This is a genomic window from Peribacillus sp. SRI_006 (genome assembly GCF_057586375.1).
Genome location: NZ_JBYCZT010000010.1, coordinates 61,568 through 77,071, shown reverse-complemented (window position 1 = coordinate 77,071; position 15,504 = coordinate 61,568). Strand labels below are relative to the sequence as shown.

Annotated in this window: 15 protein-coding genes and 1 pseudogene; 6 read left to right on the top strand and 10 right to left on the bottom strand. The window is 41.6% G+C overall.

All coding sequences use genetic code 11. The features are described 5' to 3' along the window. Nucleotides 1-118: 118 nt before the first annotated feature. Nucleotides 119-703, bottom strand: a complete 585-nt coding sequence (locus AC2YHV_RS15775; protein ID WP_053537393.1) for an ANTAR domain-containing response regulator — start codon at nt 701-703, stop codon at nt 119-121. Nucleotides 704-712: 9 nt separating this feature from the next. Further along, entirely contained in the window at nt 713-2,086 is a 1,374-nt protein-coding gene (locus AC2YHV_RS15770; protein ID WP_487373565.1) for a sensor histidine kinase, read from the bottom strand. Nucleotides 2,087-2,361: 275 nt separating this feature from the next. On the opposite strand from AC2YHV_RS15770, the gene AC2YHV_RS15765 reads away from it, so the two are divergent. Then, nucleotides 2,362-2,481 (top strand): DUF4023 domain-containing protein, encoded by a 120-nt coding sequence (locus tag AC2YHV_RS15765; protein ID WP_034310614.1) that lies wholly within the window; start codon nt 2,362-2,364, stop codon nt 2,479-2,481. A gap of 49 nt (nt 2,482-2,530) precedes the next feature. Here the strand turns inward: AC2YHV_RS15765 and AC2YHV_RS15760 are convergent, their stop codons facing one another. The 5 genes from AC2YHV_RS15760 to brnQ all read right to left on the bottom strand — a co-directional run bounded on the left by AC2YHV_RS15760 (nt 2,531) and on the right by brnQ (nt 8,350). Continuing rightward, nucleotides 2,531-3,223: a hypothetical protein gene (locus tag AC2YHV_RS15760; protein WP_063574870.1), complete on the bottom strand. Its 693-nt coding sequence runs from the start codon at nt 3,221-3,223 to the stop codon at nt 2,531-2,533. A 155-nt stretch (nt 3,224-3,378) separates the two neighbouring features. After that, complete coding sequence (locus tag AC2YHV_RS15755; RefSeq protein ID WP_034310612.1) at nt 3,379-5,295, bottom strand: vWA domain-containing protein; 1,917 nt, start codon at nt 5,293-5,295, stop codon at nt 3,379-3,381. Between the two features lie 15 nt (nt 5,296-5,310). Beyond that, nucleotides 5,311-6,177, bottom strand: a complete 867-nt coding sequence (locus tag AC2YHV_RS15750) for an ATP-binding protein (RefSeq protein ID WP_082609479.1) — start codon at nt 6,175-6,177, stop codon at nt 5,311-5,313. Nucleotides 6,178-6,414: 237 nt separating this feature from the next. Beyond that, complete coding sequence (locus AC2YHV_RS15745; protein WP_487373564.1) at nt 6,415-6,816, bottom strand: hypothetical protein; 402 nt, start codon at nt 6,814-6,816, stop codon at nt 6,415-6,417. A gap of 202 nt (nt 6,817-7,018) precedes the next feature. Next, entirely contained in the window at nt 7,019-8,350 is a 1,332-nt protein-coding gene (gene brnQ, locus AC2YHV_RS15740) for a branched-chain amino acid transport system II carrier protein (protein WP_191929594.1), read from the bottom strand. A gap of 360 nt (nt 8,351-8,710) precedes the next feature. Here brnQ and AC2YHV_RS15735 point away from each other — a divergent pair, with 360 nt between their 5' ends. Further along, complete coding sequence (locus AC2YHV_RS15735) at nt 8,711-9,277, top strand: maltose acetyltransferase domain-containing protein (RefSeq protein WP_487373563.1); 567 nt, start codon at nt 8,711-8,713, stop codon at nt 9,275-9,277. A gap of 36 nt (nt 9,278-9,313) precedes the next feature. Here the strand turns inward: AC2YHV_RS15735 and AC2YHV_RS15730 are convergent, their stop codons facing one another. Next, a complete protein-coding gene (locus tag AC2YHV_RS15730; protein ID WP_487373562.1) occupies nt 9,314-9,958 on the bottom strand; it encodes an SDR family oxidoreductase in 645 nt (214 codons plus the stop codon). Between the two features lie 359 nt (nt 9,959-10,317). On the opposite strand from AC2YHV_RS15730, the gene AC2YHV_RS15725 reads away from it, so the two are divergent. From AC2YHV_RS15725 to AC2YHV_RS15715, 3 genes are all read left to right on the top strand, one after another. Next, nucleotides 10,318-10,581 (top strand): CD3324 family protein, encoded by a 264-nt coding sequence (locus AC2YHV_RS15725; protein ID WP_034310602.1) that lies wholly within the window; start codon nt 10,318-10,320, stop codon nt 10,579-10,581. Between the two features lie 145 nt (nt 10,582-10,726). Next, nucleotides 10,727-11,362, top strand: coding sequence for a FusB/FusC family EF-G-binding protein (locus tag AC2YHV_RS15720; RefSeq protein ID WP_034310600.1), 636 nt, complete (start codon nt 10,727-10,729; stop codon nt 11,360-11,362). 89 nt (nt 11,363-11,451) lie between these two features. Continuing rightward, on the top strand, nt 11,452-12,048 hold the full coding sequence (locus tag AC2YHV_RS15715; RefSeq protein WP_487373561.1) for an MEDS domain-containing protein: 597 nt from the start codon (nt 11,452-11,454) through the stop codon (nt 12,046-12,048). A 56-nt stretch (nt 12,049-12,104) separates the two neighbouring features. On the opposite strand, the pseudogene AC2YHV_RS15710 reads toward AC2YHV_RS15715, so the two are convergent. Then, a pseudogene (locus AC2YHV_RS15710) lies at nt 12,105-12,528 on the bottom strand (cytidine deaminase). 27 nt (nt 12,529-12,555) lie between these two features. Then, a complete protein-coding gene (locus AC2YHV_RS15705; RefSeq protein WP_268565134.1) occupies nt 12,556-13,698 on the bottom strand; it encodes an amidohydrolase in 1,143 nt (380 codons plus the stop codon). Nucleotides 13,699-14,108: 410 nt separating this feature from the next. On the opposite strand from AC2YHV_RS15705, the gene AC2YHV_RS15700 reads away from it, so the two are divergent. After that, nucleotides 14,109-15,434, top strand: a complete 1,326-nt coding sequence (locus AC2YHV_RS15700) for an LLM class flavin-dependent oxidoreductase (RefSeq protein ID WP_487373560.1) — start codon at nt 14,109-14,111, stop codon at nt 15,432-15,434. Nucleotides 15,435-15,504: the final 70 nt, after the last annotated feature.

Genomic DNA, 15,504 nt, shown 5'->3' with positions numbered 1-15,504 from the left:
ATTTGGCCTATCGACTTAAAAAAAGGGTATAAAAAAGACGCCTCTTATAGCCCAAACTTAGGTTTTTCGGCAGAAATGCCTGCCTACAACCAATTTGGTCCATCAAAGCGCCATTGCTTCATCTATTTACTTGTTTTTGATCATTTGCAATGATTCGACGTGCCACCGTCTCCATGGAAAGCTGCTTATCCATACTAAGCCTTCTCAGTTTATTGTAAGCGATTTCTTCGGTGACATTCTTCCTTTTCATGATGATTCCTTTTGCCTTTTCAATGACTTTGCGATTTGTGAGCGTTTCATCCAATTGAGCATTTCGTTCCTGATACTTCTTTGTATTGGCTGCTTGCAGCAAAGCTATCTCCACTGCCGGAATCAGATTCGCCTCCGTAATCGGCTTTACAAGATATCCGACGATGTTCGCTCGCTTCGCCTCGTCGATATATTCACGCTGGCTGAATGCAGTTAAAAGCAGGACCGGAATCTGAAAGGTATTGGATATTACATCGCTAGCCTTAAGCCCATTCATTTTCGGCATTTTGATATCCATCAAAACGAGATCCGGCTGCAGTGCATGTGCCAATTCAATCGCCTTCTCGCCATTACGGGCATGTCCAACCACATCGAAGCCTGCATCCTTGAGCATGATCGTTATATCAAGCAGAACAATCGATTCATCCTCCACGACCAAAATCCTCTTGTCCACTTCTCCCACCTACCTCTTGTATGGAAATCTTACAGAAGCCAGGGTACCTTCTTTAATCCGCTGAATCGAAAACTCCCCATCCAAATCATTTTCCACCGTCATACGGATGATATCCAGCCCCAAAGAAGGTTTCACTGGAGGTGAATATCCGATGCCATCATCTCTTACTTGAAGTTCCAATTCAGGACCATCCTTTTGCAAGGATACGGTAATGTTCCCTTCCGTCCCTTCCTTGAAAGCATGTTTCACACAATTATGAATGAGCTCATTCACCACCAGCGCGACCGAAATGCCAATGTCGGAATCAATCGAATGAAGCTCACCCCTATATTCAATGCTTACGCATTGGCGAGCTTGACCCTCCGTATGAACGATCATATCGCCTATTTTTCTAATAAGCTCCAGGAGATCCACATGATCAACCTGACTGCTTGCCAAAATGATTTCATAAACCGACGATATGCTTAACACCCGGTTCAAACTGACCAATAAATGGGGCTTGCTTTCTTCAGGGGCTCCTAACCTCATTTGCAGCCGAAGTAAACTGGCCACTGTCTGCAAATTATTCTTCACCCGATGATGAATTTCACGAATCGCTACTGACTTGCTGATTAGCTCCCTTTCTTTATCCCGCAGTTCAGTCAGGTCCCGGATGATGATGAACGTTTCATTGGAATTCTTGTTGCCCAAATGGAACTTCTTTAGTTGGATAATCTTTTTACCAATGTTCATTTCCTTCATCAAAATGTCCTCTTTTGAAGCAAGAACATCGGCAAAGCCAGGAAAATAATCGAAAATCGATTCACCTAAAACACAGTCCGTCAAACATATTTCCGATACTAAATTAATGGCAGCAGGATTCGTATAAACAAGTCGGTTTTGGTTATTAATCAGGAAAATGGACTCCTCGATAAATTCAGGAACTAAGGAATTTTGTTGATCTTGCCTATCAAACTGATTGAAAGATTCAGGTTCTTCATGAATCACCTTTTCCATGATCAAAACGGCGATGACCCGATTGCATTCCCCCTTGATTGGAACGACACTTTGCTGGACCATCGCTCCCTCTTGAGTCAATGCCCGATTCACGAACATGTCCTTTCCGGTGCGCAATACATAAAATACGGCCGGTTCGAATGCCTCATAAGCAAATTTACCGACAACCGGATGATCGTAAACTGATTTCACGGAGTGTCCGCATGCCTCTGCAACGACAATGGCATGCTTCCCTTCACGCACCGGACAATCAATAAACACATTCGCTTTATTCAAATCGGCTATCAACGGTAAATTCGTTGATAGGTTTTCAAGAATTTGAATATCATTGTTCAATAAATGAGTATGCAACGCACATAAATCCCGGACGGTCATTGTCCGTTCCATAGGCAAAACCCCAATAAACGTTTATTCATGGATATTATTATTGATTATTATAGATACCGGCTTTATTTTTGTCAATATTCAAAATATTCTAATGTAATGTATTCTAACATTAGATAGCGATATTTAAAACGATTGACCCATATTCTTTTCAACTCACTTGTGGAACAAAATTAACACTTTACGTCCATATATGACCACCGTTCCTTTTTGCATACTCATGAATTCCACCTCTTCTGGTTATAGTAAAAAAGAAAATAACGGAGGAGGTACATTCCATGAAAAGTTCAAAGGAGTTTGTTGAAAGCATACAAGAGCAGCAAAAAAAGCAAGAAGGCAATATGCGCCGTCAAGGTAATGGGAATCCCGCTCAGAAATTACCGAATAAAAAACACTAATGAAGACAATCTTCAAAAGATCCCAGCTTTAATATAGGCTGGGATCTTTTCAGTCTGATGCACTTTTCTTCTTCATCTCTTCGATTTCTTTTGAGAATGTTTCTTCTATCTCTTTTTTATTTCCATATAAAAAGAGATTATCCCCTAATTTGATTTTATACTCATATAGCTCTTTTCTGATTTTCACTTCTCCGCTTTCAATAAATAAAATATTGATGTCGGCTCCATCTGAAATGACATCAAAGGCTTTGACATCGATGAACTCCGAGTCCTCATAAATATCGATCTCCATGACCACGTCTTCATCTTCTAAAAATAAGACCTCTTCTATCGGGTGTTCCCATAATTCATAATGATTGTACATTTCACTTTTCATCTTATTAGATAATCTATTATTCAAGAATGGAACCTTCACTAAAACGGTTAAAACCAGCAGGATTCCAATAATGATGCTTAACTCCATCAAACGCAGATCATCTGTAAGCAATGTACTGATCGATGAAATGATGACAGCAAGCGAGAATGCACCAAATAAAATTAAGAACATGCTTATTTTCCGTCGAATGGGGTGATCGATAATGGATTTTGACTCGTCAGTTGTAAAACCAGTGCCCGTCAGCATGGAAATAACCTGAAATCTTGCCACTGTGCTTTTTAATCCAGTTAATTTCATCAAGGTGACCGATATTTCAATTACAAGAACAATGATTATAAAATAAAGCAGCATAAAAAGTACATTCATCAAAATGATCACTCCTCATCTATGGTTTACCCCAATCACGACAAAAGAAATCTCATTCGACGTTCATTTTAAGTTTCCACCAATAGTTGACAAAGCCAAAAAAAAACAGTAAGATCCAAAACTTGAATCCTACTGCGTTTTTATCTATATGTTTCTTAAATGGTCTTCAGCAGCAATTTTTTTAACAGCGGTGTAAATTGCTCTGGCAATTCAGCTACACTCGGAATCATCAGGCGTTCTTTGCCATAGATGTTTTTCATCGTCATCTCTTCACTCTCATCGATGCCTCCATCCGCTAAAAACAGGCCGATGACTTCGATGCCCTTTTTCCTGGCTTCCGAAACAGCAAGGTGTGTATCGACAATTCCATTTTGATCATAATCGCTTGCCGCCGGCTCACCATCGGAAAATACGAGCAAGAAACGGTTTTTTTCGCGCCTTTTTTCCAATTCCATTGTGGCAACCCTGATACTGTATCCGTCGCGGTTGTCTTCCTCTGGCTCAAGCTGCATGATTTTAGCTCCTGAGTTTAGATAAAGAGAATCGGAATGGGACTGGATCACATGGAAGTAGTTTGGCTGATATCCTTCCCTCACTTCATTGGCATCTTCCCAGAAACCCACGATCGAGTGGGGGATCCTTAATTTCTTCAGCACTTCATGAAACAGGACGACCCCTCGTTTCGTTTCATCCATTTTGTTGTGCATGGAAGCCGAGCAATCGATAAGCAATGTGAATACCGCATCCATTTCATTAGAATCCTGGTTCTTTTTATAAAAGACCCTTGGATTTTCTTCAAATACAAGCGGCAGTAATTTCTTTGATAAACGGCCAAAAACCAAATCTTTTCTTGGTGCGTTCTTTTTATTTTCCAGCGTCTTTTCAATGGTACTGGAGAGTTTCCTCTTGAACGGTTCGATATCCGCAACAAACTCTCGGTAGCGTTTCTCTTCCATAAGTGTTGGTACTTTGGCTTCTTTGATTACCTGAACGACGTCTTTATTTTCTTCACCAAATGGATGTTCACCGCTTTTGCCCATATTGGTTTGTTTCTTCTCCAGCGTTTCTTGCTGATTGTATTCCTTTTGTTGACTTTCCCCTGATGAACCCTGGATTGAAGCCAGTGCTTGGTCGGCATCTTCCGCTTCCCGGGCACCTCCGCCCATCAGGCTTGTTTTCGTTCCCTGCTCCAATTCAAATTGGAGAAACGTCGAATTACTTTCGCCGTTCTTGTTCTCCCGATGCCAAGTCGAGAATTTTTCATCAATGAACTCACTTTTTTCTTCGTCTGCATCATCTGTATCATCGTTCAACAGTTCATCATTTCTAGTCAGTTCATCAAATAAGGTATTTGCTTTATACTTTTCCACACTTGCAATGGGGAAAATGAAATATTCATTCATCGTATCTTCGTACCCATCGTTCACACGGAAAACGATTTGCTCGCAAATCCTCGTGATATCACTGGTTTTAGTGGCATCAAAGACCGAATGGATGAACGGTTTCAGTTTCTCCAGTTCTTCCAGCTGCCTTTCGTTGGCTCTCGGAAAAATCGGATCCGGCCTGTCGGATTGAAGCAGTAAATATATGAGGCAATATAATTCATCCAGTGCAAAACTTCTTGTGACATTCGTCGCCAATTGGCTTTCGAAATATTGTTTAAGGTAAGCCCCCCTTACCGAAAACCATTTTTTCGTGCCTGGTCTTTCTTTCTTCACCAATTCTTCCAATCGCAAATCTTCCAGCAAAGCGAATAATTGGGCTGCAAACTTCGGAAGTGAACTTTCCCCGATGCTGTCCTGGTACTCCTTCATGCTCCGGATTGTTGTATGATGCAGCGTGCCTATCGTTCTAAGAAGCACGTCCGTTTTCAGCCCTGCTTCCTTCACTTCCTTATTGCCATTTTCCCAAAAGTGGCTGGCAGTGACCTTATTCTCGATCAGATCAATGAAGGAGCCGTAATTGTATTCGAATTCCAGCTCAGGAATGCCGGATAAAACGGTCGAGAGATCCTGAAGCTGTAAAAAAAGTGCCGTATCTATTATTGAATCATTGAACCGGATATACTTCATGAGGCATTCTCCTAGTTAGAATAATGTGTCAGCCAAGTTCTTCACGAACTCACGCTCCCGTTCCTCGTCCAACTTATCCACAATGGAACGAAGGATCGCCCGTTTCGGCGGGATCAACACACTCAGATCGCAAGCATCAAGCAAAGCCCTGATCGACGCCGCATCTTCAGCCACCTTCCCTTGATTCACGGCATTTATCAAATCACTCGACAGTTTAACGAACAAATCAATACTTCTTGGGTCCTTCAGCTTTGTATTGGTTTCTATCAATTGCTTTAACTGCTCCCCTTCGATATAGGGAACTTCAATGATGACAAACCTATTTTTTAGCGCTTCGTTCAGCGGCACTGTCCCGACATACCCTTCGTTGATTGCAGCAATCACATTAAAGCCCTCTTTTGCCGTTATCACTTCATTCGTGAACGGATTCGTTATCGTCCTTCTGTAATCAAGCACACCATTGATAAGCGGCAGAGTCTCCGGTTTTGCCATGTTGATTTCATCTATATATAAGAAGTGACCGTGATTCATCGAATTGGTCACTGGTCCAGGTACGAATTCTATCACTTGTTTTTCCTCTTTGTAAGCCAGCGTCTTGAAGCCCAATAAGCTTTCTGCATCCAAGTCGACTGAGCAGTTGACGCTGAACATCGGCTGATTGAATAAGTTCGATAAAGTCTCGGCAAACTTTGTCTTTCCAGCCCCTGTCGGACCCTTCAAAAGGATATTCTTCCCCATGCTCAAGGCCGTGATGGCATCCACCATCAACTCCATCTCCGGAGGGAGATATCCGCCGCTCCTGATCAATTCCTCAAATTGAGCAGGATTCTTTTTGCTTGCTTGTAATATATTTGCTATTTCTGTTGGTAATCGATTGATCATTATGTTCCTACACCCCTTTCTGAACATTTTAAGGCTCTTTCCCATTAAAAACAAACACTAAGAAAAGGAGCTGTCATCAAGACAGCTCCCCGACTGCAGATAAGCCCGGAGTAAAGTGAGTTTTTCATTTCAGAAATCCGTTCCTTACTCTAACCAAAACTCATTAAAACAAACTGAGTGTCGCAGCTTTCTTCCATACAATAAGAGTTTCATAAAACAATAAAAAACCATATAGAACTAGTATATCTGCAGTTTTTTTAAAAAAGACGTTCCAGCTTGATATCTGAAATCCGCTCCCTTTCCGCCGACTGTCTGCCAAGCCTCCTCACCGCAAGCGGCTGTGGGGTCTTGGCTAGCCAGATATTCGGCAGGAGTGTCGCAAATTTCTTCAATCCAATAGGGTTCATAAACAATAAAAAACCATATAGAACTAGTTCGCGTCAGCTTTTTATGAAAAAGACGTTCCAGCTTGATATCTGAAATCCGCTCCCTTTCCGCCGACTGTCTGCCAAGCCTCCTCACCGCAAGCGGCTGTGGGGTCTTGGCTAGCCAGATATTCGGCAGGAGTGTCGCAAATTTCTTCAATCCAATAGGGTTCATAAACAATAAAAAACGAAAGTGTAACCCTGTCTTAATCAAGCTTAAAGATGAAACCGACTACAGTTTTTTCTTTAAAGACAATCCAGTTGATTGGAACGGAAGGTACGAGACTCCTGCGGAAAAGCGTGGCCAAGGGAGACCCCACAGGCGCAAAGAGCGCCGAGGAGGCTCCCGGACCGCCCGCGGAAAGCGAGTGCCTGGAGTGGAAATCAACGTTATTCGAGGTTCATTCTGATATCCCTTAATAGGCTTCCTTAGGGTCACCTTTCAATAGGTATACCATATAGCCCAATACACCGCCGATGATGGCAGGAATCACCCAGCCCACCCCTACACTATATAGTGGAAGGTATTGAGTGAAAAGGTCCGAAACGGCATCCAGTTTAATGCCTGATGCTACTATTCCATCCATTATGCTGATGATGGCCGTTAATAATAGACTTCCTAAATATACCTCCGATTTCCCTTTGAATAAGGAATGGAAGAACGTAAGAACAATCAAAACGATCGCCACGGGATACAGCGCCGTTAACACAGGCACTGTAATGGAAATCAGCTTGGTCAAACCTACATTGGCAACGGCCGCACTGAAAACGGAGAAGATGACGACATATGATTTATATGATACGGCAGGCAGTATTTTATTGAAATACGTTGCACAAGCCGTTATCAAACCGATGCTTGTCGTCAGGCAAGCCGCGATTACAATCAATCCTAACAACACGGCACCACCCTGTCCGAAAAAATGGTTCGAGGCTTGAGCCAAAACGTCTCCGCCATTACCCAGTTGACCGAGCTTTTCCACACTTGTTGCCCCTACATATACTAAGGACGTATAAACGATCACCAACAAGGTGGCAGCTATTAAGCCGGCTTTCAGACAGAAGCCCAACACTTCTTTTCTTGATGTTATCCCTCTATCTTTGATCGCATTGATGACGATGATCCCAAATGCAAATGCGGCCAACGTATCCATGGTCAAATATCCTTCTTTAAATCCCTTAAAGAAAGAATTATCTGAATAATCTGCCACTGGTGACTGGATTTCACCCATTGGGTTAATAATTGCGACCACAATGAGAATCCCGATGAAAATCAATAATAAAGGTGTTAATATTTTTCCGACGATATCGAGCATTTTTGATGGATTGATGGATAATAAACAGGCAATCCCAAAGTATATAATCGTGAATATCAGCAATGGTAAAAAACCGACATCATTAGATAGGAAAGGTTTAATCCCTATTTCGTATGATACACTCCCCGTTCTGGGAAGTGCGAAAAGCGGTCCCAAAGATAAATAAAGAACGACGGTGAAAATGATGCCGAATAAGGGGTGTGCCCTGCTTGCAAGCGATTGAACATCATTTTTTCCTGAAAAACCAAAGGCCAATATTGTAATGAATGGCAGTCCAACACCAGTAATGATGAATCCTAAACTGGCTGACCATAAATTGGTCCCGGCTGATTGACCGAGCATGGCAGGGAAAATTAAGTTTCCTGCACCAAAAAATAAAGCAAAAAGCATTAATCCTGTTACAATGACGAAAGACAGCGGTGCTTTCTGTGACATATAGAGCCCTCCATTGTTTTGTGATTATCTTAATCAAGAAAGAGTTGTCCACAATTTCCGAAAAAAAATGACATGAACTTCGAACCATTCTACTGATCTGTTAAAATGGACCTTCATGAAACTATGAATCATCCATAACTCTTCTTACTATAAAATCCGGCGGAACGTTTGTCAAAGCTATTTCATTCATTATTCGGAAAAATCTTTCTTTTCTAACTTCTTTTTAAAAAAACGAGAGAGGCATTTAGATTCAACAGAAAAGTTGAGTAAAAAGTACTGCAATTTATTTTGCAGGAAAAATGTTTTAATATTCAGATATTTTTTTCAAACTATATAAAAAAAGAAACAGGAGGCGCATACATGAATACTGAAAAAGAAAAGATGGTGAGCGGGAAACCTTACATCGCCGCTGATCCGGAATTAATCAGAGATAGGGAAAATGCCAGAAAGTTGACCCGGTTATACAATCAGACAACGGAAAGCGAAGGAGATGAACGGACCGCACTGCTGAAATGGCTTTTAGGTTCCACTGGGCTAAATGTATATATTGAACCCACTTTCCGTTGTGACTATGGATACAATATTTCTGTCGGGGAAAACTTTTATGCTAATTTTGATTGTGTCATTTTGGATGTTTGCGAAGTGAAAATTGGCAGGGACTGCATGTTGGCTCCCGGAGTGCATATCTATACAGCTACACATCCGCTGGATCCCTTTGAACGCAGTTCTGGAGTGGAATACGGAAAACCGGTTACGATAGGGGATCATGTATGGATTGGAGGAAGGGCCATCATCAATCCTGGCGTTACAATAGGGAGTCATTCCGTTGTCGCCTCAGGGGCCGTCGTAACAAAGGATGTTCCTGAAGGCGTTGTTGTCGGTGGAAATCCAGCGAAGGTCATCAAGAATATCGAAGGAATTAAATAAGCAGAGTCCACTGAGTGGCTCTGCCCCTGTTTTACGCTAAATTTTCCTCAAGGCTTCCGCGATTGCAGTATCGCCAGAGATTAAATCAAATGAACGCTTATAGGTATTTTCATCGGTCAATGAAGCAAGGATCGTTCGGGCCACATCTTCACGGGCAATCGATCCTCTTTCCAATTCCTCGGCGGCGGTCACTTTGCCCGTTCCCGGTTCATTAACCAGACCGCCGGGCCGAATGATCGTATAATTTAAATCGCTTTGTAACAATGCCCTATCCGCATAGTGCTTGGCCACATAATACGGTTTGATGGTTTCATTCCAGTTTTCGCGATTATTGGCCTGAAAAGCACTCACCATGATGAATCGGTCGATTCCCAGGTTTTCTGCCGCTTCAATCGTTTTAACTGCACCATCCAGATCAATCAACAGCGTTTGATCAGCACCGGTGCTACCTCCGGACCCTGCTGTGAACACGATGGCATCGCAGCCTTTTGCCGCATTCGCAATCTCATCCACTGATCCAGTTAAACTGACGACTGCAGATTCAATTCCACTTTTCTTTAAATGCTCACTTTGTTCTTCTTTGCGAACCATTGCCCGTACACTATGATCCGGGCTGTCGTTTAATAAATCTACAAGATGTTTACCGATCTGCCCATTTGCCCCAACTACGAATACTTTCATAAAGTCAGCTCCCATAATGTTTAGTTTGGTTTCCCTCCAAATTATTTCATGGACTCAGAACATTATCAAACAATCAGCCCGCCGATTCAGCTTTAACATTGGAAAAAGTTTGGCAACTCACCCTATTCTATTTTATAATAAGAACAACACGTGTTCTTCAGAAACACAAAGGGGAGGTGTAAAGATGGCAATACGAATGTTAATGCCACCTTCTGCAGCGTCTCATGCAAAGCCTAGTATTGGAGGCGATACTTTGCATGGGGTTGAATTAAGCTAAATTTAATCGCCCGCCTTATCATTTCTAATATTCGGCTTTGCACCTTATTTCATTCTTAATAAAGAATAAGGGGCTGGCAGAAATGAAGTATGTAAAAGCAACGGCCGTTTTACCTGAAAAGCTGATCGTTGAAATTCAAAAGTATGTGCAAGGTGAAACCATATATATCCCTAAACCCGAAAAAGCCCATCACAAATGGGGAACCCGTTCGGGATCAAGGGAATTGATCGATGACCGAAATGCCTCTATAAAATATGCTTTCAAAGACGGGCATTCCATCCATCAATTAGCCGAGGAACATTTTCTCTCCGCGGAAACCATCAAGAAAATCGTATATTCTAAATAAAGATTACACGGGTAGCACTGATAATGATATCAGTGCTATTTGTATGCCGAGTATGTTTCTTAGTCGTTTCCCCCCTTTTAAAGCAGATGCAATTTATGTAAAGTAAAGAGAAACGGTAACACTTGAAGAAACAGGAGTGAAGAAAATGGAACCTTTTATCAGGAGCGAGCAGTATAACTTCATAAAATCCCAAACACAAATTCTCATAAATGGACACGCGACTGCCAACGATAAGGATGTGATCAACACCCTGAAAACAGTCGCCAAAGAAAGGGTACTAAGCTTATTCAGTGACTTGAGCGAAGAGCAAAAACAACTGCTGGACCCAGTGGATACCATCAAAGATCCCGCACAAGCTGAAGCCTTTCTACTACAGGTGAAGCCATTTGTGATCCCATTTAAAGAAGTAACCGAAAAAACGATAAAAAAACTATTTCCTAAAGCAAAGAAATTAAAAACCCCTTTGTTGGAAAACATCGATTTGAGAGAGATTTCATACCTGGGATGGGATGATGTCGGATCCGGAAAGAAATTCATCATTGCCCCCCATCATCATAAACTCACCGGATTGCATGGAACCATTAAACCTGCCAACAAAAAAGGGATCTGTGCCATATGCAGCCGCTTTGAAGAAGTAGGGATGTTCATGTCTGAAACAAAAGGAACCGTCCAAGGGACATTCATTAAAAAAGGGAATTATATTTGTCTGGACAGCATGAAATGCAACCAGAACATAACCACTTTGGATAAAATGACCGACCTGATCGAACGGCTGAAATAAAACGGAAAAGCAATCCTTCAATGGAGAAGGATTGCTTTTTGCCCTTGTTAAAAAACTCTCATTTTGTCCTGCTATGGAATTTTATTATAATGGAAACGATACATGAAAGAAGGATTGATATATTGAAAAGCAAAATGAATCAGTTGTTCGAAGACCAAAAAAATGTTCATGTGCTATATTCCTATAATGAAATGGAAAATTACATTAAACAAGTTTTATGTTATATCCAAGATGGCATCATGGCGGGGGATTACGTCATTCTTGTTGAAAATGACCGTATTTACCCCATTATCCATAAAGAACTAAGCACTCGGTTAACAAAAGATCAAATGAAGCTCCTTCACTTTGTGAACAACTTCGATTTCTATTGCTCAAGCGGCAGTTATCATCCTCCTGCAATCGAAGAATACTTTAATAAAACGGTTCAGCCCTATGTCGAAAATAAAATCTCTTTCCGATCATGGGCACATGTGGAATGGGCAACCTTGGAAGAGCCCCTGCATATCATAGAGGAATTTGAGAGAACAGTAGACAAAGCTGTAAATCTGCTGTCATTTCCATTAATTTGTGCGTACAAAGGTGAGAGGATGCCAGAATACCTGAAAACCATTTTGCTGGAAACACATCCTTATGTTCTAGAAGACGATGATATCACCATCTGTGAACAATACTTGCCATCTGTTTGAAATAACACACTTACACGCTTAGGATTCCCCTAAGCGTGTTTTTTCCGTTGCATTTATCATGAATCCCTCGTGTATTTATACGGCATTAATTCACCGACCTTCGTCTTTACCGTTTCCCCATTAATATTCAGGATGACAAAGCACTCTTTTGCATAATCCGAGATTAATTCCCGACACATCCCACACGGGCTAACCACTTTAAAAGCTCTTTCTTCATCATCGGAATAGGGATGCTTAACCGCCACGATGGTATCGAATCCCTTTTCCCCGTCCGATATCGCCTTGCCGATCGCAATGGCTTCTGCACATACAGTAACCCGGCCAATCTATGCTTCAATATGTACCGCAGCAACTTTTTTCCTGAACTCGTTTTTAATGCAGCGCCAACATGATGCCTATTTTCCTCGTAAAGATCTCTAATTTTTGCACTTGCAGCTCTATTAAATCACGATCCGACTCATTCAATGGATAAGTTTTGATGACTGGACCACCTTCTCTTCTAATATTTCATTCAGGAATTTTTTTTAACGCTTCTAAAGCCAATAAGCGGAAATAAGAAGCAGCTGGAAAAAGTGCTTTTTCATCTACTATAAACTTAGGATGATGCAGGTCATAAGGACCGCCCGACCCTATCATGACGAAAGCACCTGGAATTTTTTCTTGGTAAAAAGCGAAGTCTTCCCCTATTGAACTAGCTTCCAAGGTTTTTGTCGTGTAACCTGCTGTGTCTCCAACCTGAAGCGCCAAATCTGCCCATTCAGGCGTATTATCAACTGATGGCGGGCCAGGATGCCATGATAATTCAACATTTGCATTGAATGTTTCACTAATACCGTGCAGGACCTGTTTCATACGTTTCTGAATGAACTCTCGTTGAGTTTTACTGAAGGTGCGGACGGTTCCTTCCATATATGCACTATCCGGGATAACATTCCACGTTGAGCCGCTATGAATTTGGGTGATGCTCAAAACCGCGGACTCTTTTGGCGCCACATTGCGGCTGATGATGGTTTGCAACGTTGAGATAATATGTCCTGTTATGATAATCGGATCATTACCCTCTTCCGGTTTGGCCGCATGAGAACCAGTTGCTTTAACATGCACTTCAAAGCGATCGACTCCCGCTGTCAGAGCGCCATGTTTTGTCCCTAACTCCCCAACTTGCAATGTCGGATCATTATGAAGGCCAAAAATCACATCCACATCATCCAGCACACCGGTTTCCATTAAAGCACTTGCACCATGCCCCGTTTCCTCCGCAGGCTGAAAAATCAAGCGAATCGTTCCGGATAGATCTCTTTCTTCTTTTTTTAATAAAAAAGCAGTCCCCAAAATGACGGAAGTGTGAAAATCATGACCACATGCATGCATCACGCCGCTGTGCCTTGAAGGAAAATCCACCTCAGATTGCTCTAAAATTGGTAAAGCATCAATATCGGAGCGAAGAGCTATCGTAGGTCCCGGCTTACTCCCTTTTATCTCAGCTACGACACCAGTTTTCAATGGGAAATCAAGTATCTTGATATCTTGAGTTTGAAGTGCTTCTTTAATTTTTTTAGTCGTTTCAAATTCTTGGTTTGATAATTCAGGTGTCATATGAAGATCGCGTCTGAATTCCAATAAATAATTTTCCAATTCTACATTGCTCATGGTCAACGGTTGTCCATCTCCTTAAAAATCCGAATAGTAAAGAACGAAAGCTAATAGCCAAGGAATATCAATTGAAACAGCTTTCAAATAAGCTATTTGATTAACGTATAAAGACTGAGCTCTAATTTAGGGCACCATAACAATGTTTTCCGGAAATGATAAATGTGTATATTCCGAATATTTAACATTGACAATTTATTATATAAGATGCTACCATTTGATTTAATTTCTATATTATATTAACGTATCACTCCAAAAAAGCATTCAATTTCTAATATATAGTCGGAAGAAACCCTCTTCTAAACTGAAGCGGGTTTTATTTCAGCATTAATTCATAGTAAACCAGTAAGGATATTACCATTATAAATCCCCTGCGTTTAAAAGTGAAGACATAAAGGAGCAATTGACACATGAAAAAGAAAACAGTAAAGCTTGGTGTATTTTTGGCCGGAACAGGACATCACGTTGCTTCCTGGAGACATCCTAACGCCAATCCGAAAGGTAATATGAGCATCGATTATTTTAAAGGGTTGGCCCAGACTGCCGAAAAAGGTTTATTTGACTTATTATTTTTGGCAGATAGTTTGTCAGTTGCAAAGGACTCGCATCCTAATATTCTGACTCGATTCGAGCCATTGACCTTGTTATCTTATCTAGCCTCGGCGACTTCCAATATTGGTTTGGTTTCAACGGCCTCCACCACTTACGAAGAACCCTTTAATGTTGCTAGGAAATTTGCTTCTTTAGACCATATTACCTTCGGCCGCGCTGGATGGAACGTAGTCACAACGTCCCTTGCCTCCACTGCAGTAAACTTCAATAAATCAGAACATTTAGAACATGGACTCCGTTATAAAAGGGCGACTGAATTTGTTGAAGTTACCAAGAAATTGTGGGACTCATGGGAAGACGATACATTGGTCATCGATAAAGAAACTGGCCAATTCATTGATGAAAGCAAGTTTCATGAAATCAATCATCAAGGTGAGTTTTTCAATGTAAAAGGACCATTAAATATTTCCCGCTCCCCCCAGGGGCATCCGGTCATTGTACAAGCAGGCTCTTCTGGCCCTGGGCAATTGCTTGCAGCAAAGCACGCAGAGATCGTCTTTACTGCCCAGGAGAACAAGGAGGACGCGGTTTCATTTTACCATGAATTAAAAGGTCAATTGGCCGCTTTCAATCGGGGGAAAAACAGCTTGAGCATCATGCCAGGTTTGTTCCCGATTGTGGGACAGACCGAGAAGGAAGCCAAAGAAAAGTACGAGGCATTGCAGGAGCTGATCATTCCCGAAATAGGATTGGCTGTTATGGGAAGATATTTTGGAAATGTGGATTTTTCGAACATCCCTTTGGATACACCGTTCGCTGATATTACGCTACCAGAACATGTAGACGGCATCCAAAGTAAATATGATTTGATCGTTAAACGGGCGATCAATGAGAATTTGACGTTACGTCAGACATATCAGTGGGTTGCAGGATCACGTGGACATCATATCGCAATTGGAACACCAACGCAGATTGCGGATAAGATTGAAGATTGGGTGAATGGAAATGCGGCTGATGGCTTTAATATCATGCCAGCCCTCTTGCCTGATTCTTTAACGGATTTTGTAGAACTTGTTGTCCCTGAACTGCAATCGAAAGGAATTTTCCGTACTGAGTATGAAAGCAACACATTACGAGGGAATCTCGGCTTGGATAAACCGGCCAACCAATATTCCCAGCTTTAAACACTTACACCTGACGGATAGTTCTCAAAGACGGAATCACCCACCCGAAGAGGAATTAACTAGATAGAGT

What these genes read in the sequence shown, in the direction of transcription:
- AC2YHV_RS15735 (WP_487373563.1), top strand. Translation starts at nt 8,711, where the DNA reads ATGAATACTGAAAAAGAAAAGATGGTGAGCGGGAAACCTTACATCGCC.
- brnQ (WP_191929594.1), bottom strand. Translation starts at nt 8,350, where the DNA reads ATGTCACAGAAAGCACCGCTGTCTTTCGTCATTGTAACAGGATTAATG.
- AC2YHV_RS15730 (WP_487373562.1), bottom strand. Translation starts at nt 9,958, where the DNA reads ATGAAAGTATTCGTAGTTGGGGCAAATGGGCAGATCGGTAAACATCTT.
- AC2YHV_RS15750 (WP_082609479.1), bottom strand. Translation starts at nt 6,177, where the DNA reads ATGATCAATCGATTACCAACAGAAATAGCAAATATATTACAAGCAAGC.
- AC2YHV_RS15755 (WP_034310612.1), bottom strand. Translation starts at nt 5,295, where the DNA reads ATGAAGTATATCCGGTTCAATGATTCAATAATAGATACGGCACTTTTT.
- AC2YHV_RS15715 (WP_487373561.1), top strand. Translation starts at nt 11,452, where the DNA reads ATGGAAACGATACATGAAAGAAGGATTGATATATTGAAAAGCAAAATG.
- AC2YHV_RS15725 (WP_034310602.1), top strand. Translation starts at nt 10,318, where the DNA reads ATGAAGTATGTAAAAGCAACGGCCGTTTTACCTGAAAAGCTGATCGTT.
- AC2YHV_RS15700 (WP_487373560.1), top strand. Translation starts at nt 14,109, where the DNA reads ATGAAAAAGAAAACAGTAAAGCTTGGTGTATTTTTGGCCGGAACAGGA.
- AC2YHV_RS15770 (WP_487373565.1), bottom strand. Translation starts at nt 2,086, where the DNA reads ATGGAACGGACAATGACCGTCCGGGATTTATGTGCGTTGCATACTCAT.
- AC2YHV_RS15720 (WP_034310600.1), top strand. Translation starts at nt 10,727, where the DNA reads ATGGAACCTTTTATCAGGAGCGAGCAGTATAACTTCATAAAATCCCAA.
- AC2YHV_RS15760 (WP_063574870.1), bottom strand. Translation starts at nt 3,223, where the DNA reads ATGAATGTACTTTTTATGCTGCTTTATTTTATAATCATTGTTCTTGTA.
- AC2YHV_RS15765 (WP_034310614.1), top strand. Translation starts at nt 2,362, where the DNA reads ATGAAAAGTTCAAAGGAGTTTGTTGAAAGCATACAAGAGCAGCAAAAA.
- AC2YHV_RS15705 (WP_268565134.1), bottom strand. Translation starts at nt 13,698, where the DNA reads ATGAGCAATGTAGAATTGGAAAATTATTTATTGGAATTCAGACGCGAT.